General features: G+C 73.8%; 15 protein-coding genes. 4 read left to right on the top strand and 11 right to left on the bottom strand.

Annotation, left to right across the window (positions count from 1 at the left end):
- Window positions 1–38: 38 nt before the first annotated feature.
- Complete coding sequence (locus tag WMF31_RS26685) at window positions 39–404, bottom strand: VOC family protein (protein WP_436604646.1); 366 nt, start codon at window positions 402–404, stop codon at window positions 39–41.
- 685 nt (window positions 405–1,089) lie between these two features.
- On the opposite strand from WMF31_RS26685, the gene WMF31_RS26690 reads away from it, so the two are divergent.
- On the top strand, window positions 1,090–1,551 hold the full coding sequence (locus tag WMF31_RS26690) for an STAS domain-containing protein (RefSeq protein ID WP_436604647.1): 462 nt from the start codon (window positions 1,090–1,092) through the stop codon (window positions 1,549–1,551).
- Between the two features lie 39 nt (window positions 1,552–1,590).
- Here WMF31_RS26690 and WMF31_RS26695 read toward each other — a convergent pair whose 3' ends face one another.
- The 7 genes from WMF31_RS26695 to WMF31_RS26725 all read right to left on the bottom strand — a co-directional run bounded on the left by WMF31_RS26695 (window position 1,591) and on the right by WMF31_RS26725 (window position 11,566).
- Window positions 1,591–3,468: a hypothetical protein gene (locus tag WMF31_RS26695; protein WP_436604648.1), complete on the bottom strand. Its 1,878-nt coding sequence runs from the start codon at window positions 3,466–3,468 to the stop codon at window positions 1,591–1,593.
- Window positions 3,468–4,391, bottom strand: a complete 924-nt coding sequence (locus tag WMF31_RS26700; RefSeq protein ID WP_436604649.1) for a hypothetical protein — start codon at window positions 4,389–4,391, stop codon at window positions 3,468–3,470. The genes WMF31_RS26695 and WMF31_RS26700 overlap by 1 nt, the downstream gene beginning before the upstream one ends.
- A 270-nt stretch (window positions 4,392–4,661) precedes the next feature.
- On the bottom strand, window positions 4,662–6,836 hold the full coding sequence (locus WMF31_RS26705; RefSeq protein ID WP_436604650.1) for a sulfatase: 2,175 nt from the start codon (window positions 6,834–6,836) through the stop codon (window positions 4,662–4,664).
- 118 nt (window positions 6,837–6,954) lie between these two features.
- Entirely contained in the window at window positions 6,955–8,112 is a 1,158-nt protein-coding gene (locus WMF31_RS26710; protein WP_436604651.1) for a CehA/McbA family metallohydrolase, read from the bottom strand.
- A gap of 40 nt (window positions 8,113–8,152) precedes the next feature.
- Complete coding sequence (locus tag WMF31_RS26715) at window positions 8,153–8,677, bottom strand: dihydrofolate reductase family protein (protein ID WP_436604652.1); 525 nt, start codon at window positions 8,675–8,677, stop codon at window positions 8,153–8,155.
- A 69-nt stretch (window positions 8,678–8,746) separates the two neighbouring features.
- Complete coding sequence (locus WMF31_RS26720; RefSeq protein ID WP_436604653.1) at window positions 8,747–10,954, bottom strand: molybdopterin oxidoreductase family protein; 2,208 nt, start codon at window positions 10,952–10,954, stop codon at window positions 8,747–8,749.
- Between the two features lie 165 nt (window positions 10,955–11,119).
- Entirely contained in the window at window positions 11,120–11,566 is a 447-nt protein-coding gene (locus WMF31_RS26725) for a CBS domain-containing protein (protein ID WP_436604654.1), read from the bottom strand.
- Between the two features lie 189 nt (window positions 11,567–11,755).
- On the opposite strand from WMF31_RS26725, the gene WMF31_RS26730 reads away from it, so the two are divergent.
- The gene (locus WMF31_RS26730; protein ID WP_436604655.1) at window positions 11,756–12,292 is read left to right on the top strand and encodes an N-acetyltransferase family protein; all 537 of its coding nucleotides are present in this window, start codon (window positions 11,756–11,758) and stop codon (window positions 12,290–12,292) included.
- Here WMF31_RS26730 and WMF31_RS26735 read toward each other — a convergent pair.
- The gene (locus WMF31_RS26735) at window positions 12,255–12,734 is read right to left on the bottom strand and encodes a hypothetical protein (RefSeq protein ID WP_436604656.1); all 480 of its coding nucleotides are present in this window, start codon (window positions 12,732–12,734) and stop codon (window positions 12,255–12,257) included. The two genes, WMF31_RS26730 and WMF31_RS26735, sit on opposite strands and share 38 nt — an antisense overlap.
- 461 nt (window positions 12,735–13,195) lie before the next feature.
- On the opposite strand from WMF31_RS26735, the gene WMF31_RS26740 reads away from it, so the two are divergent.
- A complete protein-coding gene (locus WMF31_RS26740) occupies window positions 13,196–17,200 on the top strand; it encodes a serine/threonine-protein kinase (protein ID WP_436604657.1) in 4,005 nt (1,334 codons plus the stop codon).
- Window positions 17,201–17,302: 102 nt separating this feature from the next.
- On the opposite strand, the gene WMF31_RS26745 is transcribed toward WMF31_RS26740, so the two are convergent.
- Window positions 17,303–19,687: a tetratricopeptide repeat protein gene (locus WMF31_RS26745; RefSeq protein ID WP_436604658.1), complete on the bottom strand. Its 2,385-nt coding sequence runs from the start codon at window positions 19,685–19,687 to the stop codon at window positions 17,303–17,305.
- Entirely contained in the window at window positions 19,624–20,982 is a 1,359-nt protein-coding gene (locus WMF31_RS26750; protein ID WP_436604659.1) for a hypothetical protein, read from the bottom strand. The genes WMF31_RS26745 and WMF31_RS26750 overlap by 64 nt, the downstream gene beginning before the upstream one ends.
- 813 nt (window positions 20,983–21,795) lie before the next feature.
- Between WMF31_RS26750 and WMF31_RS26755 the strand changes: the two genes are divergently transcribed.
- The gene (locus WMF31_RS26755; protein ID WP_436604660.1) at window positions 21,796–22,320 is read left to right on the top strand and encodes a hypothetical protein; all 525 of its coding nucleotides are present in this window, start codon (window positions 21,796–21,798) and stop codon (window positions 22,318–22,320) included.
- The last annotated feature ends 26 nt before the right edge of the window (window positions 22,321–22,346 follow it).

The raw sequence follows: 22,346 nt of genomic DNA on the forward strand, positions 1-22,346 counted from the left end.
CCGCCGGCGCGCCCGAGCCCGCGGCGAGGGGGCGCTCTTCAAATACGCTCTTCAAAGATCAAAAACTTATTCCCCGAAGGATCCTTCAGCAGGATGTTCTTACCCAGAGGATACTCAAACACCTCGCTGCTCAGCAGCCGCCCGCCCGTCTCGAACCTCACCGATCTCAACCGCTCGAAGAGCAGATCGCAGTCTTTCGTCTCGAGGCCGAACAGATAATCATCAGACGCGGCGCCAGACCCAGTCGAGAGGACCAAGAAGAAGGTGGGGTTGTCCCTGGAGACCAGGGACACCGTCCCCATTCCATAGTCGTAACAAGAGTCGAACAGCCCCAGCTCATCACAATAATACCGCTCCGCATCTCTCACCGAATCGACCCTGAGCCTGACTTGCACTTTGACCATAACCTCTCTCCTGGTAGCGTGACACCTCTCGTTTCATCAACCGAGAGCCAGCACTGCTGCGGGAAGTTGCCCCGGATCAGCAGAAGAACCGCCATGGCGCCGACGACGCCAAGGAGAGGGGGAGGGCTGTCCCTCCATTTTCCCCTGCTACTTCCTTGGCACCCTTGGCGTCATGGCGGTCCGCCTCTCGGCCCGATTTCCCGCAGTAGCGTTGGAGCAGAGGCGATCGACCTCGAGGTCGACGTCCCCGCCCCGCGTCCTCACCTGGCCCCGCTGCGCGTCCGGCACGCCCCGGCGCGCCGCGTACTCCGCGTACTCCGGGCGCGTGAGCGGCGAGCGCCGGTTCCTCCGCTTCACCCTCCGCGGGCTGCTGTGCGGCCGCGAGTCGTCGCTCCGGAGCCTGCGCCGGCCGGCCCCGCGGCGTGACCCCACGAGCGCGTGTGTCGCTCGCCGGGGAGGGCGCCGCACCACAGGAGTCCAGGTTGCGCCAGGCTCTCCGCCCTCACGACCGAATGACTCGGCGCGGGCGTCGACCGAAATGCGGAGATGGGCTACACGATCTCGCAGACTCTCGTGCGCGCTCGAGGACCACCGCGCATCACGGAGATCCCCGGCCATGATGACGTTGCCCCCGGACGGGGCTTCAGGTACCTGGGATATGTGGCAACGTCCGACAGCCGCTCTGATGGCGCACGCGAGTCCGGGAGTGCCCCGCTGCGACAGCCCATCGAGGCGCTCGAGCAGCGCGTCGCCGAGCAGCAACACACGATCGACGCCTTGCGCCAGGCGAGCGCGTGGAGCGGCAACAGCGCCGTCCCGTGGCAGGCGTTGCTCCGCCTGGTCGATTGCAGCTCCGACTTCATCGGGATCGAAGCGGGTCCTGGAGACCCTCCTCGACGGCATCACGCAGCGGAGAGCCCAGTTCGCCATCCTCGACGTGACCGGGGTCACGGTCGTCGACACCGCGGTGGGCAACGCGCTCGTCCAGGCAGCGCAGGCGGTCAGCCTCCTCGGCGCGCAGGCGGTGCTCACCGGCATCCGGCCCGACGTGGCGCGGACCCTCGTCGGTCTGGGCGTGGCCTTCGAGCGGCTCGTCGTGCGCGGCACCCTGCAGAGCGGCATCGCGTTCGCGATGGCGCGCGGCTGAGCGCGGGCATCGGCGAGGCGAAGCTCGGGTCTCGATCGCCTACTTCGGATCGAGAAAATCGCATGCGGTGAGGTTGCGCCCGTGCGTCCAGCGGAAGCTGCCCATCCATCCTTCGAGCACGCCGCGCGCATAGGGGTCGCCATGGGCCAGGACGAACACGATCGAGCCCGTACCGGCGCAGATCGGGACGAGCACGAGCCGGAGCTCCACCGGGGTGCCGATGACCCGCCACCTCCGCTCGACGCCCGCGCCGAGCGCCGTCGTCACCGGGCCGCCGCCGAGCGCCTCGACGCGCATGGAGAGCGCGGCGGCATCGCGGACGAACGCCGCCTGCACCTCGCCGAACGTCTTCTCGTTCTCGGCGTCGCTGGTGATGCGCGTGGACACGGACAGGCCGCCGCGCACGAGCGTGCCGGGCCGCTCGACCACGAGCTCGACGTTGCCGCCCACGTGGCCGAGCATGCCCTGCGGCACGCGGCCGACGAGGTCGAGCCAGTCGTTGCGGTACACGTCGCCCTCGAGGCGACCCGGGGTCGGCTCGGGGAGGCGGACGCGCGGTGGGATCGGGAGATCCGTGAGCGGCGCGGGCTTCGGCTCCGGTCCGGCGAGCGTGAAGAGGTGCGACGCGAGCGCAGCCTCGGCGCCCTCGGGAAAGCCGCGCACGAACGCGACGAGCTTGCCCTCCCGGCGGACGGCGATGTTGGCGCCGATCGTGTAGTCGCCTCGCTCGAGCCCGAGCGCGTTCCTGTGCCAGCACGCCGCGCTCCGGCCGAGCGTCGCCTCGAGCTCCTCCGCGTCGTCCTCGGTGTCCCACGCGCTGATCCACGCCGCCGCGAGGCGCCGATCGGGCCCGGCGAAGACGCCGAAGCGATCGCCCGCCCAGCCGGCGGCCGCGCGCTCGGCGACCTCCGCGTCGACGCAGCGCTCGAGGAGGATGCGCGTGTCGAGCTCGCCGAGCGTGCCGGCGGCGGACAGCGCGTAGCCCGGAGGCGGCCGAGGATCGGCGAAAGGTCGCGGGAGCTCGCCCGCGAGGTACTTCTCGGGGTGCAGCACCTGCTCGGTGCTGCGCGGGAGGTGCGTGTACATCCTGTCGACGAGCGGGAAGCCGCCGGCGCGGTACACGTCGGCGACCAGCAGCATCCCGTCGCGGTAGGGGAACTCGAGGCGCTTCTTCGTCAGATCGAGCGCCCTGTCGAGCTTGGTGCTCGCCTCGCCGCGCGTGACGCTCGCGAGCGGGATGCGCCTCGTCACCTCCACGATCCGCCGCAGCGTGCGCCCCACCGGCGCGCCGGCCTCGGCGCCGAGCCACGCGCCCATGGCCACCATCGCGTCGCCCTCGATGAGCGCGAGCTGCGCGATGGCCTCGTCCGAGCTCTTCGCCTCGGGCATGTCAGGGAAATGCTGTGCCTGCAGCGCGTGCTGCACCTCGTGCGCGAGCACCGCGCGCTGCTCGAGCAGCTCGTCCTCGGACGCGAGGGCCACGTCGGGGAGGAAGACTTTGTCGGCCGTGCGGCTGTAGAAGCCGACGACCTGCTCCTTCAGCACGTCGTCGACGGTGGAGATCCCGCCGCGCTGCCCGGGCTGCGGGAGGAAATTGAACCCGAGCAGGAACGCGGCCTCGGCGCTGAGCGCGCCGCGCGGCGAAGGCTCCGCGTCCCGGCGGGCGAGCAGGCGCTCCACGAAGCGCTCGTGATCGAGCCGCACGACGCCGACCGGCCTCTTCGGCGACAGCTGCCGCGCGACGCTCACCGCGCGCACGACCTCTTCGATGGCGTCATCGCCGAGCGTGAGCGTCTCCTGCGGCGCCGGCGCCGCGGGCTGCTCGGGGCCGCGCGGGGGGCCAGCGGGGGTCGCGCCGTGGCCGCAGCCCGCGCAGAGCGCGAGCGCGAGCAGCCCGCGAGGCCGGCGCGGGAGCATCAGAACTCGCCCAGCCAGTAGCGCGGCTTGACCTCTGCCACCTTGCCAGCCGCCTTTGCGTCGCGCTGCTCGAGCGTGACCGACGTGCCCGACGTCGCGAGCAGCACGATGCCGCCGACGAGCGCCGCGCCGCCGCCGATGAGCGAGACGAGGCCCACGGTCCCCATGCCCCCGGTGTCCTTGTCCTGGCCCCCGCCGCCCTCGTCCAGAGGGTCACCCGAGATCGCGTCGCTGGAGACCGCGGCATCCACCAGCAGGAAGGTGCCTCCCAGGAGCACCGCGGCGCCGCCCAGGGTGGTCAGCCAGAACCCGCCGGTGCGTCGCCCGTAACTGCCGGGCTCGACCTGGAGCGTGACGTCGCCCGTCATCTGCGTGAACGTGAACGGATCCGGCGGCGGCATGTCCTCCGGCGAGAGCGAGAACCGGCGCCCGTCGCTGCCGTCGATCACCTTGTCGCACGGCGAGGCGCAGACGTGCCGGACCTCCTGGATGGCAAAGCCGTAGCGCCCGACGGCGCCGTATGTCGTGGAGCCTTCCTCGACCACCCGCACGGGCTTCGGGCTCTCGACATGCAGCCGCACCACGCCGGGCTTGCCGAGCGCCGGCTCCGGGGCCGGGATCGGCTGCGGCGGCGGCGCGCCGCCGTACCCCGGCCCCGCGGGCCCGGGCTGCGTGTCGCTCCTGGGCGCGAACTTCCCGCGCTCCACGTCCGACACCTGGGCCCACGGGATGACGCGCACCTGCTTCTCGCCCAGCTCGATGATCTTCACGCTCACGCCAGGCTCGGACGAGACGACGGTGCCCCGGATCGTGCCGCCGTTCTTGAGCGTGACCTCGTCCTCGCCGTCGTCGGCGCGGGCGCTCGCGCAGACCAAGAGCGAAACAGCCGTCAACGTGGCGATGATGGAAAAGCGGTTGCGCATGATGGCTCCTGTAGCGAAGATCGCATGAAGATCGCTGGTCCGGCGATCGATCGTCAAGCGCGAAGCACGTCATGCGCAGCGTGAAACGCCGGCATCACGCGCGGGCACCGGCCAGCAACTCCGAGCTACGCCGGGTTCGTCGCTCTCACGACCGAACGATTCAGCACGGGGCTCGGCTGAGACGCGTCGATGGACGATACGAGCTCGTGAGGGAATGCGGCCCCCTCGATGCGTGGACAGGGCGGGAGCCGGCGCTCGCCGGCCGGCCGCTCATCGCCTCTTCCGCTCCAGCTCGGCCTCCGCGGCCAGGAACACGGGGGATCGCAGCAGCGCGCTCATCAGCCGCAGCGTCTCCCTCGCGCGCGCCGCGGAGAGGTCCGCCTCGTCCGGATCCGGCGCGGTCAGATCGTACAGCTCGGGGGCGCCCCACTCGAGCGGCAAGACCAGCTTGTAGCGCCCGTCGAGGATGCCCACGCGCGCGATCTGCTGGTCGGAGACCGCCGCCGCGAGCAGGGGCAGCCGGCGCGGGGGCGGCTCGGGATCGAGGTAGCCGAGCAGATCCTCGCCGTGGTAGCCGTTCATGGGCGGATCGGGGTCGAGCAGGCGGGCCATCGTCGGCGCCACGTCGATGAGCGAGACGTTCTCCTCCACGACCATCGGCGGGACGCCGGGGACGCGCAGGACGAGCGGCACCCGCACGAGCGACTCCCACAGGAACGTCGAGTGCGGCCAGAACCCGCGGTAACCGAGCGCCTCGCCGTGATCCGACACGAAGAGCACGACGGTGCGATCGGCGAGATCGAGCTCCTCAAGGCCGCGGAGCAGCCGCCCGAAGTGCTCGTCCAGGCTCCGCGCCACCACCCGGTAGCGCCAGTTCCAGCGGCCCTCGTCGGGCACGTGGTAGCGCTCGGCGGCGCCGTCGACGTACGTGCGATCGAGCTCGTGCCAGTTGTGGACGTCGAAGTTGAAGAGCCACGCGAAGAACCGCTGCGAGCCGCGCTGGGCGAGCCACGACAGCGCGTGGTCCACCATCGGCCCCGCCGTCGGCTGGTCGGCGCCGTAGCCCCAGACGCCCCCGCGGGCGTGGTCGGGCAGCCGGTGCGTCTCGTCGAACGCGAACGCCGGCAGGAGCTGGGAGAGGAAGCTCGCCGCCGACTCGGGGATGAACAGGGTGGTCGGGATCCCGCGGCGCCTGGCCAGGTCGAGGAGGCTGCCCGGGCTGCGCGAGAGGCCGTCGTAGCTGCCGCCGAGCAGCCCGGGCAGCGCGCGCAGCGTGTCGGAGCCCGTGGAATACGCGCGATCGAACCGGATCGCCTGCCGCGAGAGCGCGGCGGCGTTCGGCATCACCTCGTCGTCGTAGGCGACGTCGCGACGGAGGCTGTCCACGTAATAGACGAGGACGTTGAGATCGGCCGCGAAGCCGCGCTCCCCCGGGCCGGCCGCGCCCGCGGCCGGCGGCGCGCGAAAGCCCGCGTCCCAGCGGGGATCGCGCGTCGTCTGCTCGACGTCGTACCGCTCGCGGAGGTCGTCGAGGCGGCTGGAGCGCATCTCGACGGCGTCCTCGCCGCGCACGACGGCCTGCGCCAGCTCGATGCGGCGCAGCAGCCTGCCGATGTAGACGGGGTCCCGGCCCGTGTGCGCGAGCGCCTCCTCGTGCCAGTCGCGCAACCCGGGCGACGCCGCGAGGCACAGCGCCCACGCCGCGGCCGCCGCGGCGAGCGCCCGGATCGCGGCCGGCGCCGAGGCCGCGCGCCGCGCGGCGAACGTCAGCGCGGAGAAGCAGGCGCAGCCCAGCAGCGCCGCCCCGCTGAGCTCCAGCGCCGTGTGCAGCCGCCTGTAGACGGCCACGAGCACGGTGAGGTCCACGATCACGAGCGCGACCCCGAGGACCGCGAGCGCCGCCGCGATCGCGGGGCCGCCCGCGCGCCCGGCGTCCGCCGCCCGCACGGCGCGGCCGTGGAGGAACGCGACCGCGGACGCCGCCAGGCCGGCCGCGGCCAGCGCGAGGTAGGGGCCGAGGGTGCCCAGCGCGCCGGCCTTCGCGCCCCGCCCGGAGAACGCCCAGAAGGCGGTGCTCGAGAGCGCCGCGACCGCGAGCAACCCGTAGGTCGCGGCCTGCGCGGCCTCGGCGGCGCGAGGGGACCGCCGCGCGAGGGGCCTCGCCAGGAGGCGCACGAGCGCGACGAGCGCGAAGGCGGCCAGCCCGACGCCCGCGCCGACGGCGACATAGAGGCCCACCGCGGCCCTGAGGTGCCCCGCCAGCGCGAGGCCGGCGACGTCATGTCGCGCGGCGGTGTCGGCCGCCACGGCGCCGAGCCCGACCGCGATGCCCGACAGCGCGCACCGCGCAAGCTCGTCGATCGAGCGCCTGCGCCCCGCGACGAGGCGGACGAGCCGCGACATCGAGAGCCGGATCCTGGGGAGCGACGTACGGGGCCGAGGCACGCCGCGGCGAGCCTAGTGAAACGGCGCCGGGTTCATCAAGCAGCGTCGCCCGCTGAGCCCGCACGCGCGCTCGTTGCCGCGGCGCGGCGCGACCCCCGCCGGCCGCCGCGCGCCGACGTCAGCGCGCGACCCAGTACGCCTGCGTCCAGGCGCGCGAGCCGTCCGGCGCCGTCAGGCGCGCGCGCACGTAGTGCTCGGCGCCGCGGAGCCGGTATGCCGCGCGGTGGCCCACGCCAGAGGCCTCGGCCTCGGCGGTCGGCAGCTCGGACGCGAGCAGCGCGCCCCACCGATCGAGGAACTCGACCATCACGTCGGGAGGCTCGACCCAGAGCGTGAACGTGTCCGCCTCGACGGCGATGCGCGTGAGCCGGGGCCCCGACGAGGCATAGAGCCGCCCCGCGCTCAGGGCGGCGCAGATCGCCTCCTGCGACGCCTCCTCGGCGAACACCTCCACCCACCCGGTGCCCGGGAACGCCTGGGGCACGTGCCTGTTCGCGCCGGTGAGCGCGTGCATGTCGTCGACCGCGACCGCGGCGATGCGCTGGCCCGACGACAGCGCCTGCTCCCACTTCTCCTCCGCGGACGTGTGGTTGGCGTCGCCGTCGCTCCGGACGTGCGGGTGCCCGCTGAAGATCTCGAGGAGCTGCGCGCCCTCGGCGGCGGCGATGTCCTCGGGCCCGATGGCCCAGTAAAAATTCGGGTGGTTCACGAGCGCCACGCCCCCCTGCGCCAGGATCGCCGACGTCGCCCAGGCGAGCGCGTCCCGCACGGTGCGGAAGGTCCCGCCGCCGATTCGCCGCCTCGTGCAGAGCGCATTGACGTGCACCGGCTGCCCCGCGGCGCCCATCGTCACCTCCTCGCCCGGGAGGACCAGGAAGCCTTGCACCCGCACCGCAGGAGAGCGCGTCGCGTCGAGGAAGCTGTTGTGATCCGTCAGGGCGAGAAACTGGTAGCCGTGGTCGCGGTACCAGGCGAACACGAGCTGCGCCGGGCTGTCGCCGTCGGAACGTGCGGAGTGCGCGTGGAGGTTGCCGCGCTGGAACACGCGGACGTCCAGCCGCTCGACGAACCGCGGGGGCCGCGCGGGCAGCGGCTCCCGCGAGACGTCGAGCGCGCCAGCCGGCGCGACGACCGGGCTCCTGTCCGCGCGGCCGAGCATCGCCAGGGCCGCGGCCGCGACCGCCGCCATCGCGGCCCGGGGCACGCGCCGCCGCGCCGCCGCGGGGCTCACGCTGCGGGCGACGGCCCTCGGCGTCGGGTCGGAGCCGCGCCACATCCATGGATGTGTAGCACGCGTCGCGCGGCGCGCCCTGGCTTCAGCGGCGGACGGCGTAGCGCGAGACGATGACGCCGCTCCTGTGGACCTTCGTGGACACGAGATCGAGCTGCGCGGCGGCGCGCAGCCCGGGCGAGAGCGCGATGCCGCCGCCCAGGAGCACCGGGGCGACCTTGAGGATCACCTCGTCGACGAGCCCCGCGTCGAACAGGCACGTCGCGAGCTCCCCGCCGCCGCAGAGGTAGATGTCCCCGCCCTGCTGCTCCTTGAGCCGCCGCACCGCGCCCGCCGCGTCCTCCGCCACGAGCTTCACGCGCGCGTCCGGGCTCTCCTTCATCGTCCGCGAGACGACGTAGGTGTCCATCCACGGATACGGGTCGGTCACGCCGAGCTTCAGCCCGAACTCGTAGGTCCGGCGGCCCATCACCACGGCGTCATACGCCTTCAGCGCCGCGAGGTACTCCGTGACGTGATCGCCCTCGTGGGCGAAGCAATCCACGCCCCCGTCGCTCCGCGCGATGAAGCCGTCGACGGTGGCCGCCACGTGATACGTGAGCTTTCTCATTCATGATCTCCAGGGCAAGTGTTCCTCGACGGCCGGCGCGACGGGAGGACCTCCGCCGCCCCTGCGCCGTCACGGCGGCGCCGGCTCGACCCGGACCGGGACGCCGTTCAGCGCGGCGGTGCCCGAGAGCGCGTCGACGGCGAGGTGGTCTGTCAGATCGTTGACGCTCGCGCCAGGGTGCTGCGTCGCCGTGTGGAGCTGCACCCCGCCGCGGCCGTGGCCCCAGCCGTGCGGGAGGCTCACCACGCCGGGCATCACCTCGTCGGTCACCTCGACCTCGAGGTCGACGCTCCCGACCCGCGAGCTCACCCGGACCCGCTGCGCGCCCGCGATGCCCCGGCGCGCCGCGTCCTCCGGGTGCATGAGCAGCGTGCACCGGTTCCTCCCCTTCACCATCCGCGGGCTGTTGTGCAGCCACGAGTTGTTGCTCCGGAGCTGGCGCCGGCCGATGAGCCGGAGGTCGTACCCGCCGTCCGTGCGACCCGCCCTGTCGCCCGCCTCGCCCAACGCGCGCTCGAGCGCCTCCCGCGCGCGCTCGAGATCGGCGACGAGCGGGGCCGGCGCGAGCTCGATGCGCCCGGAGCGCGTGAACAGCCGCCCCGGCAGGCACGGCTCGAGCGGCCCGAGATCGACGCCGTGCGCCTCGCGCTCGAGCTTGCGGAGCGAGAGCCCGCAGGACAGGGGGTTCAGCCGGTCGCCGTGGGGCCCGAGGCGGATCGCCGCGTCGAGCAGCCGCGCCGGCGGGAGCGCCCGCGACAGCGCGCGCGCCGCGGGGCCGGCGAGCGTTGCGCCGCGGCCCCGCGGCGCGGCGAGGCGCGCCCCGAGCTCGACGAGGATCTGCCAGTCGTGGCGCGCGTCGTCGGCCGGCGCGAACAGCGCGGGCGAGTACTTGGCGGTGTTGCGGACCGCGAGCGCGTGGAACGCGAGATCGTAATGGTCGCGCTCGAGGGGGCCGGTCGGCGGGAGGATCACGCGCGCGTGGCGGGTCGTCTCGTTGATGTAGAAGTCGACGCAGGCCATGAAATCCAGGCTGGCCAGCGCCTGATCGAGCGCGCGCCCGTTCGGGGTCGACAGCACCGGGTTGCCCGCCACGGTGAAGAGCGCCCGGATCTGCCCCGGCCCCTCCGTGGCGATCTCCTCCGCGAGCGCGGCGACCGGGAACTCCCCGGCGAACGCCGGCAGCCCGCGCACGCGGCTGCGCCTCGCTCCGAGGTGGCCCGTCTGGCGGAGCAGCGCTTGCAGCGCGACGACGTCGGCGGCTGGCCGGGTGAACATCGCCCCACCGGGGCGGTCCAGGTTGCCCGTGACCAGGTTGAGCGCGGTGATGAGCCACGTGGAGAGCGCGCCGAACTCCTGGAGGCAAGCGCCGATCCGGCCGTAGCAGACGGCCGGGCTCGCGGCGGCGAAGGCGCGCGCGAGGGCGCGGATCTCGGCGGCCTCGATGCCGACCGCGGGCGCGACGCGCTCGGGCGTGAAGGGCAGGGCGAGCCGCTCGATCTCGTCGAGCCCGCGGGTGACGTCGCGGAGCCGCCCGGGCGCGGCGAGCCGCTCGGCGAAGAGGGTGGAGAGCAGGGCGAGCAGCAGGAAGACGTCGGTCCCGGGCCGGATGAAGTGGTGGCGGTCGGCGAGGGCCGCGGTCTCGGTGCGGCGCGGGTCGACGACCACGAGCGAGCCGCCGCGTTCGCGGAGCGCCTTGAGCCGCCGCGGCATCCCGGGGGCGGACATGAGGCTGCCGTTCGACACGACCGGGTTGGCGCCGAGGACGAGCAGGAACGAGGTCCGGTCGATGTCGGGCACGGGCAAGAGCATCTGGTGCCCGAAGAGCAGCGTGGCGACGAGGTGGTGCGGGAGCTGATCGACCGAGGTCGCGGAGAAGCGGCTGCGCGTGCGCAGGATCTTCAGGAACGGGACGAGGTAGAGGAGCGCCCCGTGGTTGTGCACCGTGGGGTTGCCCAGGTAGACGGCGACGGCGTCGCGGCCGTGGCGCGCCTGGGTCTCGCGGAGGCGGGCGGCGACCTCGTCGAAGGCCTCGTCCCACGAGATGCGCTGGAACCCGGCGCCGGTGCGGCGGACCGGGTGGCGGAGGCGGTCGCGGTCCTCGTGGATGTCCTGCAGCGCGAGCGCCTTGGGGCAGAGGTACCCGCGGCTGAACGGGTCGTCCGGATCGCCGCGGATCGCGGTGATCCGGTCGCCGTCGACCTCGATGGCGATCCCGCACATCGCCTCGCACAGGTTGCAGGTGCGGTGATGCGTCCGCGCGTTCCCAGAGCTCCCCATGGCGCGACAGCCTACCACTCTCCCCGCCCGCCCCTCCCCCCAACGCGACCTCCCCGCGCCACCATAGCCCTGATCGTGGACGTTTACGTGGACGTGATCGTGGCCGTGGCCGTGATCGTGATCGTAGGCGTGGTCGGAGGGAGCCCGCTCAAGCGGGCGACCCCGTTAGTCCGCCGAGGGCGCCCCGTTGCGCGAGGCCTTCCGCTCGGTCACGCGGCGGACGATCTGCGCCGTATTCCGATCATCCTCCCGCTGCGCGATATCCGTCAAGCTGATCACCCCCACAAGCCGCCCATCCGCCTCCGTGCAGAGGATCCGCGACTTGTGGTATCGCCCCATCAGCTGCTCCGCGCGGGACACGTCGTCGTCAGGCCGGCAGGCGACCGCCCCGCGCGTCATGATGTCGCCGGCCCGCGTGCTCAACGGGCGATTGTCCGCCAGAACCCGGATCGCCAGATCACGATCCGTCAGCGCGCCGAGCACCCGAAAAGAACTGTCGCAGACAGGGAGGAACCCGACGTTCGCGTCGCGCATCTTGCGTGCGGCCGTCTGGATCGTGTCCTCGGCCATGATGCACTGGACCTCGTTTTTCATGATATCCCGGCACAGCATCGTTCCCTCCTCCGGCTCATCGGCGGCTCGCTGTCGCGTCGCCGCGCATGGCCGGACCTTAGAGGACCGGCGCGGGCAAAGAATGGAGCGGTATGATGAATGCGGTGTCAGGCCCCGCTGGACGGCCGCCGCGCCGGCGAGCAGAGCCGCACGACGCCAGGACGCCGTCCAACCCGGAGCGTGAGCGCCATGTCAGAGCGGATCTCCAGGGCATCCATCCGCCGGGCCCAGCCGGCCGACGCCGCCGCGATCGCGCGCACCGAGGTCGACTCGTGGCAATCCGCCTACCTCGGCCTCGTGCCTGCAGCCGTCCTCAACGCCCTGTCCGTGCCGGCCCGCCAGGCGAGCTGGCACCGAATCCTCACCCGGAGCGCCACGACCGGCACGCGGACCTGGCTGCTCTGCGCCGGGGACGCCGTGCTCGGCTTCGCGAGCGCCGGACCGACGCGCGACCCCGACGACGCCCCGCTCGACGTCGGCGAGCTCTACACGATCTACCTCCTGCCCGCCGCCTGGGGCCGCGGGCTCGGCGCGGCCCTGCTCGACACCGCGCAGGCCGACCTCGCGCGACGCCGCTACCGGACCATGACCCTCTGGGTCCTCGAGGGGAACACCCGGGCGCGCCGCTTCTACGAGCTCGCCGGCCTCTCCCGCGACGGCGCACGGCGGCCCACGTGCGTCGGCACCGTCAGCCTTCCCGAGATCCGCTACCGGCGAGCGCTCTGACCCCGCCCGCCTCGCCCTCGCCCGGGCCGAAGCGCACGACGATGCTGCTGTAACCGCCCTGCGGGTCGTGCTCCGACGAGATCTTCCCCCACGGATACTCGTACGGCGGCGCGCCGAGCATCGACGCCAGCCAGGCATCGTGGCTCGCCTTGCGCTCCGCCTCCTCCCGCTCGGACCAGTCGTTCCAGGACGCCTTCGACTCCGCGCCCACCTCGAAGAGCTCGAGCGACGCCAGCTTGCCGCCGCAGAAATGCAGCGTGACGCGGAACGTCTTGTGGCCAATGCGCTGGCGCGACGTCCGGTATCCGCTCCACGGCTGCGCCCGGCTCAGGGCCTTGGCCATCCGCGCCAGCGACGACGACAGGAACTGCGCTTCCGAGTACGAGGGGCCGATGCGGAGCCCCGAGGAGAGCTCGATTTCGCCCGTCTGTCGATGGATCATCCATCCCTCCGGCCGGTCGCAGCAGCATACACCACAGCTCCCGTACCCGAGCCAGCCCGCAGATCACCGGGCCCAGCCGTGGCCCGAGGCGCCGTGACTCGGGTTCACCGCGACCTCCGCACACCGACCCGCACACGCGACCTCCGCCCGCGCCCCGCCGAGGCGCTCGCCGCGACCCGCCCGACGCGCCCCGTGCGCCGCACGACACCCCCCGCCCCCGTCCGGCGGTGTCGATGCAACGCCCACGCTGTCGCACGCAACCCGCGCCGTAGGCTTTCGCCATGGGCATACGCCAATGCGAGAGAACCTCGGCTTTTCCAATTCCTTTTCCAATTCATGGCGACGTGGACCCCCGGTAATATCGGTCACCGATCGCGCCGGACACATCCGAGCTCATCGAGGTCTTCTTGCCACGCTGCCCCTCCTGTCATCGTCGACTCGCAGCCCACGCCGCTTGCCCTGTGGACGGCGCGCAGGCGCCGCCCCGCGCGGCGCCGTTCGATCCCGGCGCCGAGCCGCCGCCGTCGCTCGCGGGCTTTCACGTCGGCCCGCCGCTCGCGGCGGGCGCGTTCTCGATCGTGTGGAGCGCGACGCGGCTCGAGGACGACGCCCCCGCCGCGATCAAGGTCAGCACGGCGTGCTCGCTGCTCGCGCGCGAGCGCTTCCGCTGCGAGGCGGCGGCGCTCGAGCAGCTCGGCCCGCCGGCGTCGCCGCGCCTCCTCCAGAACGGCGTGCTCGAGGACGGCCGCGCGTACATCGCGATGGAGCGGCTCGACGGCGAGACGCTGGCCGCACGGCTCGAGCGCCTGCCCGCCGCGCTCGACCTGCGCTCCGCCCTCGACGTCGCGCTCGGCGTGCTGAGCTGCCTGGAGGTGGTGCACGAGCGCGGCCTGGTCCACCAGGATCTCGCGCCCGAGAACGTCGTCCTCGAGCGCGGAGGGGGCGTGCGGCTCCTCGACTTCGGCCTGTCGCAGCGCGACCGCGGCGTCCGCTGCCACCCGGCCGACAGCGCGCTCACCACGCTCGGCGCCATGCTCGGCGCGCCCGAGGCCGCGTCGCCCGAGCGGCTCCGCGCCGAGCCGGTCGACGGGCGCGCGGACCTCTATGCCTTCGGCGCGCTCCTCTTCGAGCTGCTCACGCTGAGGGCGCCGTTCACGGGGAGCGGCGCGGACATCGCGCAGGGCCACCTGAGCCGGACGCCGCCCCGGCCGGGCGACCTCGCGGAGGTCCCCGCGCCCATCGAGGCCCTCGTCCTCGCCTGCCTCGCCAAGGAGCGGGCGCACCGGCCGCGCGACGCCGCCGCGCTGCGGGCCGCGCTCGCGGCCGCGGGCGCCGCGGCGCTCACGTCCGCCGAGGGCGCGGGCCCCGCCGCGCCCCGGGAGATCGGCGCCGCGGAGGAGGCCGCGTCGACCTCCGGCGACCGGCACGACACGGTGGTGCTCGCCCTCGAGGCCCGCGGCGCCGAGGCCGAGGTCCGCGCCGCCGTGGCCCGGCACGCGGGGCACCTCGCCCGGCAGCGCGGCTACCGCTTCGTCGCGATCTTCCCCGGGCCGAAGGAGGCGGCCGCGGAGCGCGCGCTGCTCGCGGGGCGGGAGATCGTCGCGTCCGTCGGCGCGCCCCTCGCGATCCACGTCGCGCCGCTGAAGCTCCGGCGCGAGGCCGACGGCCCCCACGTCGCCGCCGGCATGGCCGTGGAGCGGCCCGAGGCGTGGCTCCCCTCGGAGCCGTGGCGCGGGATCGCGCTCAGCGCCGAGCTCGTCACCGCCCACCCGGGGTTCGAGGTCGTCGCCGCGACCGAGGACGGCCGCTACTTCTTCGCGCAGGACGCGGCCCCCGCCTCGGGCGAGCGCGACGTTACCCGCGCCGCGCCGCTGCCCCTCGTCGGGCGCGGCGACGCCCTGAGCGCGCTCGCCGAGAGCCGCGAGCGCGCGCTCGCGGGCCTCGGGCCCGGCCTCTGCGCCCTGGTCGGCGAGCGCGGCGCCGGCAAGTCGCGGCTCGCGGAGGAGATCGCCGAGCGGAGCCGCCGCGCGCACCCGGGCGCGCTCGTGATCTCCCTGCGCGCCGAGGCCGGCCCCCCCGGGGCGCGCGCCGCGACGACCGCGGCCGCCCTGCTCGCCGAGCTGCTCGGCCTCGGCCCCGGAGGCGGCGAGCGCGCGGCGCCCCGCGACCTCCGCGCGCGCTGCGCCGAGCGCCTCGGCCAGCCGCTCGGCGACGAGGTGTGGCCCGCCGTGGCCGCGTGCCTCGGCGCGCGCGAGGCCCCCCGCGAAAGGCCCGCGCCGCGCGCGCGCCGCGGCAGCCTGATCCGCGCGCTCGCCGAGGGGCTGCGCCGCCGCGCGGAGGAGCGGCCCGTGCTCGTGATCCTCGACGACGCGCACCTCGCCGATCGCCTCACGCTCGACGCGCTCGAGCTCGCCGCGCGGCGCGAGGCGCAGCGCGCGCTCTGGGTGCTGCTCGCCGGCGCGCCGGAGCTCGCGGCGCGGCGCCACGGGCTCGGCGCCCGGGCGAGCGCGCGCGACGAGATCGCGCTCCCGCCGCTCGACGAGGACGCCGGCCTCCTGCTCTGCGCGGACCTGCTCAGGCCCGCGGAGCCCCCGCCGAACGCCGCGCTCCGGCGCATCTGGGCGTGGGCCGGCGGCAACCCCCGCGCGCTCGTGGAGCTCACCCGGGCGCTCAAGCACGCGGGCTACGTGCGGCAGCGGGCGCGGTCGAGCGGCTACCAGCTCGCGCTCGCCGAGCTCGAGAAGCTGCCGCCGTCGACCGCGTGGCAGTGGTTCGCGGCGCGGCGGCTCGAGGGGCTCCCGCCGGAGCTCGGCGCGTGCGCGCGGCTCTGCGCCGTGCTCGGCTTCGAGCTCTCGGAGGACGTCGCGGAGGGCGCGCAGCGCGCGCTGGAGAGGGCGCGCGCGGCGCGGGGAGAGCCGGGCTCGCCCGTCGACGTCGCGGGCAGCCTGCGCGCGCTCGCCGCGCGGGGGATCCTCGTGCCGCGGGGCGAGCTCGCCCGGCCCGGGCGCGGGGCGGCGCCGCGCTACGCGTTCCGGAGCGCCCTGGAGCAGGAGGCGATCTGCGCGCTCCTCTCGGAGGAGGAGCGCGCGGGCATGCACCGGCACGCGCTCGCGGTCTGGGAGTCGCTGGCCGAGGCGCGGCCGAGGGAGCCCGCGCTGCTCGAGCCGATCGCGCGCCACGCCGCGGCGGCCGGGGCGCGCTCGCGCGCGGCGCACGCGTACCTGATCCTCGGCGATCTCCAGCGCGACCGGCACAACAACACCGTGGCGGACGGGCACTACTCGTCGGCGCTCCTCTGGGCGGACGGCGACGATCAGCGCCAGCGGTACCTCGCGCTGCTCGGCCGGGCGCGCGTGCGCTACCGCGTGCTGCGCACCGCGGAGGCGCTCGAGGATCTCCGCTCCGCGGGGGCGCTCGCGCGGACCATGAAGGACCCGCGGATGATCGCGGAGGCGCTGCTCGAGGAGGCGACGGCGCTCGACTGGGCCGGCGCCTGGGAGGAGTCGGCGGCGCGCGTCGAGGAGGTGATCCCGCTGCTCGACGGCCGCGAGGGCGGCGGGGGCGCCGCGCTCGCGGCGCGGTTCGACGTCGCCGCCGGCCGCTCGGCGCTCCGCAGGGGGAACCTCGCCGACGCCGTCGAGCAGCTCACGCGGGGCGTGGAGACGGTGCGCGACGCCGATCACGACACGCACGTGATCGGGCTCATGCTGCTCGCGTGCGCCCTCCTGCGCTGCGGCCAGCTCGACGAGGCCGAGCGGCGGTTCGACGAGGCGGTGCGCCGCTGCGAGGAGCGCGGCGACCGGGTCCACCTCGCCGCGGCGCTCGTCCGCCGCGCGGAGCTCTGGCCGGCGCTCGACGATCCGGCGCGCGGGATGGCCGATCTGCGGCGCGCGGCCGAGCTCGCCCGCGAGGAGGCGAACGCCTGGGCCGAGCGCGAGGCGACGATCAAGCTCGCGGAGCTGCTCTACCTCTGGGGCCGGGAGGACGAGGCGCTGCCGCTGGTGCGGCAGGTGCGCCTCCTGGACGAGCAGTTCCTGGACCGGCCGGTGCACGACAGCGCGCTCTTGCTCGCGCGGATCCACGCGATGCGCGACGAGCACGCGGAGGCGAGCCGGCAGCTCAGGTGGCTCCGCGCGCAGGGGTCGGTCACGGATCTGCCGCCCTACGCGCAGGCGCTGCTCGGCGTGATGCAGCTCGCCGTGAAGGACCCGAGGTACGGCATGGAGAGCGCGCGCACGCGGGCGGCGATGCGGGAGGAGCCGGAGCCGCCCGGCGACCTCGGCGCGCTGAGCGCGGACGAGCGGGTCGAGCTGCTCTACTGGCGCGCGCGCGCGCTGCTCGACGCCGGCCGGCGCAACGACCTGGCGCTGCTCTTGCCGCGCATCGCGCAGCTGCTCGCCGAGAGCCGGCCCTGGCGCCCCCGCTTCGCGAAGCTGCGCGCGAGCTACGAGCAGCTCGCGGGGTAGGCGCTGTCGCCCGAGCTCACCCCTGGCTGCAACGCGGTCGCGCCGAGGTCCTGCGGCATCGCAAGCGCGCTGCGTGCGCTGCGAGGCGCAGGTCCAGCGTACTTACCGGGTCGGGGGCGAGCCGGTCGGCGTACGCCGCATCGCGCCCGCCGCGATCGCCTCCACCTCACGAAGGAGCGCCGGGGCGAGCTCGGCGTCCGCCGTGCTCGACACCTGAAGGGCCCGACGCGCGGCATCGCGCGCATGGACGAAGCCCCGGGCAGCTTGCGCTCGGGCGAGCTGCGCCAGCGACGCGGCGAGGGCCGACCGGTCCGCCTTCTGCTCGGCGAGCTGCGCGGCGCGGCGAAGCAGCGGCTCTGCTTCTCGCGACTTCCCGAGCTCGATCAGCGCCCCGCCGAGCTCCGAGAGCGTCGAGAGGAGCACCGGGTGCGCGCGACCGAGAGCTCGTTCCTCGACGCGGAGCACCTCACGCAGCAACGCTTCGGCCGTCCCGAGCTCGCCTCGGAGCCGACGGATACGCGCCTTCTCGTAGAGAGACGCAGCATACTGCGCCCCGTCCACGGCGCGGTCCCGCCGCAGCTCGGCCAGGATCTCGTCGAGCAGCGCCTCGGCTTCGTCGAACCGCCCCTGCGCCTCGATGCAGCGCGCGAGCTCGTGGCGCATCGGCGCAGCGCTCTTCGTCTCGGGCACCTCCGCGAGCGCCCGGCGGAGCTCCCGCTCGGCCTCCTGGAAGCGGCCCAGCCCCAGCAGCGCGCGGCCATGCTCGTGCCGCAGGAAGAGGGTCGGACGCCCGAGGCGCTGATGGCGCTCGAGCGCTTTGCGCAGGAGGCGCTCCGCCTCACGGAATCGCCGCTGCTCGATCCATGCTTGAGCGAGGCGCTGCTCGAGCACCCCGAGGCTCGGGTGGTCGGGATCGGGCCATCGCGGGAGCACCGACTCCAGCAGCCGGGAGGCGCCGTGCGCGTCCCCTCGCGCGAGCATGAGCTCCGCGGTCGGCCGCGCAAGCAGGATATCGAGCGACACATCCACGTGCGCGCGCCCTAGCAGCCCTGTCCACTCATCGAGCAGCCGCTGCGCATCCACGAGCCGGCCCGCTCGGAGGAGGGCCTGCACCGAAGCGTCGTAGAGCTCACTCAGCTCCTGCAACGAACGCCCGAGCCGCCGCCCGAGCTCCAGCGCATCCCGCAGCACCGGTATCGCCCCGGTGTGCCCCTCAGACGACAGCAGGATCCCCTCTGCCCACAGCAGCTCGAAGCGCGTCTCCTCGTCGACGCCGGCCTTCGCTCGCTCGCGAGCTCGCTCGAGCAGCGCGCGTGCCTCGCAGAGATCGACCGAGAACGCGCGTACACGGGCGAGCGCTGCTGTCGCTCGTGCGCTGTCGCCCGTCGCTGCCATCCAGCCGGCGGCCCAGCGAGCAGCCACTTCCACGTCGCCGTGGCGCAACGCCAGATCGATGCGACCAGGCCAGTCGGGCAGATAGGCGTCCTTTTTCAGCTCGGAGCCCGGTTCCCCGCCGCCAGGCTCCCTCGTGGCCGCGCGCTCTCGCCCGCGCTGCTGCACGAGGCGCGCGAGCGCGCCGCCCGGGTCGTCCTCCCGGAGCGCGATGGCGGAGAGCTCGGCCTCCGGTACCCCCGCGCGCGCCAGGCTCGCGGCGTCATCGACGGCATCCGGCGCGAGCTCCAGGATCGCCGCGAGCCGCACGCAACGCTGGATCCCCGCTGCGCGCAGGCGTCCCGCGCCCTCGTCGAGCGCAAGCGCACGCGCTCCCACCCGGGGGAGCGCGGACAGGCCGGTCGGAGGCTGAACCAGCAGCGTTCGCCCCCTGCGCCCGGCCTCCGCGGCGGCCCAGCGCGTGCGCCGCAGCCGGATGGATGTTTCGGCATCCTCGACCGCGCTCCACGTCCTCGGGTTCGGGCGGAGCGCCTCCACGAGCGCCGCGTACGGCTGCGCGGCCGAGACGCGCTGGAGCCTCCGGCCCGGCAGCGCCCGCGCGAAGGTCTCCTCGAGCTCGCCGCCGGTCCACGCGATGGCAGGCGCGCGCGCGCAGGCCGCGCGCCGCAGCGCATGCACGGCGAACGCGGGCGGCCCGTCTGGACAGTCGATGCGGTGCGATATCCAGTCATAGAAATCCACCGCGCACCGAGCCAGATTCACGGTCGTCGCCTCGTCGCTGAACAGCACGAGGCGCAGCGCCCGCTCCTGCACCACCGGCCGCTCCTGGTTGAGCCACGCGGCGTCGGCCGCGCGCACGCAGAGGACGACGGTGCTCCCCTCCGGCATCGAAGCGAGCGCCCGTGCCTCGGTCAGCACCTCCGTGTCCGGCCGCTCGTGGAGCACATGGCGCACGAGCTCACCCAGCCGCTCGGGTCGCGCCCGGTCCATGAGCACGATCACCCCGCGCCCCGCGAGGCGCAGGATCAGGCTCAGCCGGTCGAGCCAGGGGCGCGCAGGAGGTGCAGCGTGAGGAGCGGATGCGGGTAGTACCATTCGGACTCGTTGGGATACGGGAGCAGGTGCCCCCAATCGAGGAGCTGTCGCGCGCGGGCGTCCTCGGGGAGCTGCCGCTGCGCGTCCGCCATGACCGCGCGCAGCACGCCGAGGTGCCCCACGTCGAGCCCGCGCTCTCGATCTCGCCGCGCCTCATCCACCGCGTCTGCCACGATCTCGTCCGTCGCCGTGGTCACGTCCATCGTCCAGGCGCGCTCGGCCACGCCACGCACGAGCTTGACGAAGTCCCGCGCACGACCGCCGGACACGTAGGCGAGGCGCTCCAGCGAGTCCTGTCCGATCGCATCGGGCGCGGGCAGATCCTGTGTCCTCCGGCGGTACACCTCGGCAAAGAAGGGGACCCCTGGGCCCGGACGCTCCGGATGAGCCTTGTCCAGCACGGGCTCGTTCGCGAGCACGACCGTATCGAAGCGCGGGATCGCCGCGCCGACAGGCGCGCTCCGGAGCGCGAACGGAGCGCAGATGACGGTAGGACAAGCGATCTGACTGAGCAGCTCGGAGCGCAGGAAAAGGTCGAGCGCGCGCTCTTCATCGCGGATGCGGTCGAGGCCGTCGATGAGCAGCAAGACGCGTCGGTGCTGCTGCTGCATGTGGCCGACGAGGACGTTGACCGCCCCGAGCAGCGTCTGCATGGCGTCGTCCTGGTCGGGCAGCGTACGTCCGCTGCGCCCGATAGGCACCATGCGGCGGATGCCCTCCGCGATGGCCTTCGTCACGCCGACGCCGACCGCCGCGCCCGCCGCTGCGCCTCCCGACAACCCGAGCGCCGGCACGAGGACCGAGCCGGCCGTGGTGATCATGCCCGAGGCCACCTTCCCCAGGTCAAGCTCGCTCGTCTTCGGTGTCCCGGTCGCGTCTGCCACCTGCTCCCAGGCCTGCCTGAGCTCCTCGACGTGCTGCGGCGGCACCTCGTACGGCAGAATCTCCCGCGCCGCGCCGAGCACGGAGAGCCCCACGAGGAAGATGACCTCCCAGGACGCGACGCGCTGGATCGCCTCACCGTCGCCCATCCACGCGAAGTGCCGGTGCAGATCGAGCAGCAGGACGAATTCCTTGGTCTCCCGCGCCTCCCTGAGGCGAAGCAGCTCCGTCGATTTGCCGGTGCCCACCGTCCCGACCAGAAGGATGCGCGGATCTGCGAAGGGCAGGTCGAGTCGTCGCGCGATAACGTCGACCGGCGTATGCGACCGGGGAGCACGCCAGGCGGGGTCTTTCACCGGCTCCACGGGATCGAAGCGGCGGTAGATCTGCTCCCAAACGTCTCGCCGTGACACGGCGCCACACTAGCACAGACCACGGCGCGCGGCGGCGAGCCGAGCGGAGCGCCGGCGCTCCGCACCGCCCGCCGCGCCCCCGGCCACCGCTCCGCGGGCCGCACGAGCGGCTCGAACGGCGCCGCCGGCGCCACGATCCGCCCCCCGTGCGCTGCGCCGCCGAGTCGACGGCCAGAACAGGGCGCCAATCCATGGGCGCGTCAGCGGCGAGAGGCCGCTCGCGCCTCGCTCCGCGGGCAAAATGGCGCTGCATCGACAGCTTATCGGCGCTCCTTCCTGCTGTGATGAGCGCGGCGACCGGTGATGGTTGGAAGATCGCACGGAGCGACGCAACCGGAGCATCCATCGTGTCGAAAGAACAGGAATGAATCGCAGAGACGCAGAGGGCACAGTGAAAGAGAAGGTGGGGCCCGGGCGAGACGAGCTCACCCGCCAGGTGATCGGTGCCGCGATCGGGTACACGCCGCCGGCTGGCTCGACCGAGATCTCCGGCGCTCTCCACGCGATCTCGCGCGCTCGCCGCACCCCGCCGCAGCGTCCAGGCACGGCGGCGCAGGGGGGCGCGCGCCGGTCTGATGCCGCGATGTGCGCGCAGCTCGCTGGGGGCCGTGTGGGCGCCGCTGCGGCCTTCCAGCACATCGCATCGTTGGCCTACTGAGAGCGGCGCGGCGGCGCTGTGGGGCAGCACGCAGCGCGCGCGGGGTGGGAGGACTGTCTGCCTCGCGGCCGGGCACCGCCCACATGCGCGCCGTCCTCATGTCGCCTCGAGGTCGTGGTTGGCGCTGCCGCGCGGACGGCGTAGACTCGACTGCTGTGTCATCGCCCGAACCCACGCAGAGCGCCTCGCTGTTCCTCTGCATCACCTTCTTTCCGAGTGAACGGCTGGCGACCGCGGTGCTGAGGCTGGTGTCCAGCTTCTGCGGCGCGGTGCTGGACGACGCGAACGTGAGCTCGCGGTTCTACATGGCCGCGCACGAGCTCGCGGAGAACATCACCAAGTACTCGACCGGCCCCCGCGTCAGCCTCGAGCTCGCGCTGGAGGAGGACGACACGTCTCACATCATGAAGATCCGCGCGCGCAACGAGGCGTCTCCGGAGCGCCTGCGCGAGGTCGAGAAGAGGCTCCTGGACCTCAAGACCGCGATCGACCCCCTGAAGCACTACGACGAGCTCATCACCGAGACCGCGACGCTCGAGGGGGTCTCGGGCCTGGGCCTGGCGCGCGTCCGGGCCGAGGGGGGGCTCGACGTCGACTACAAGATCGAGGGCAACGAGCTGACGATCATCGCGCACGCGCCGCTCCAGCGATGGAGGGCCGAGGGGCGGCTAGAGGGTTGAGCCCGCCGCGAGAAGGTGTACGAAGA

It is taken from the genome of Sorangium sp. So ce1036 (assembly GCF_051369805.1).
Lineage (GTDB): Bacteria > Myxococcota_A > Polyangia > Polyangiales > Polyangiaceae > Sorangium > Sorangium cellulosum_F.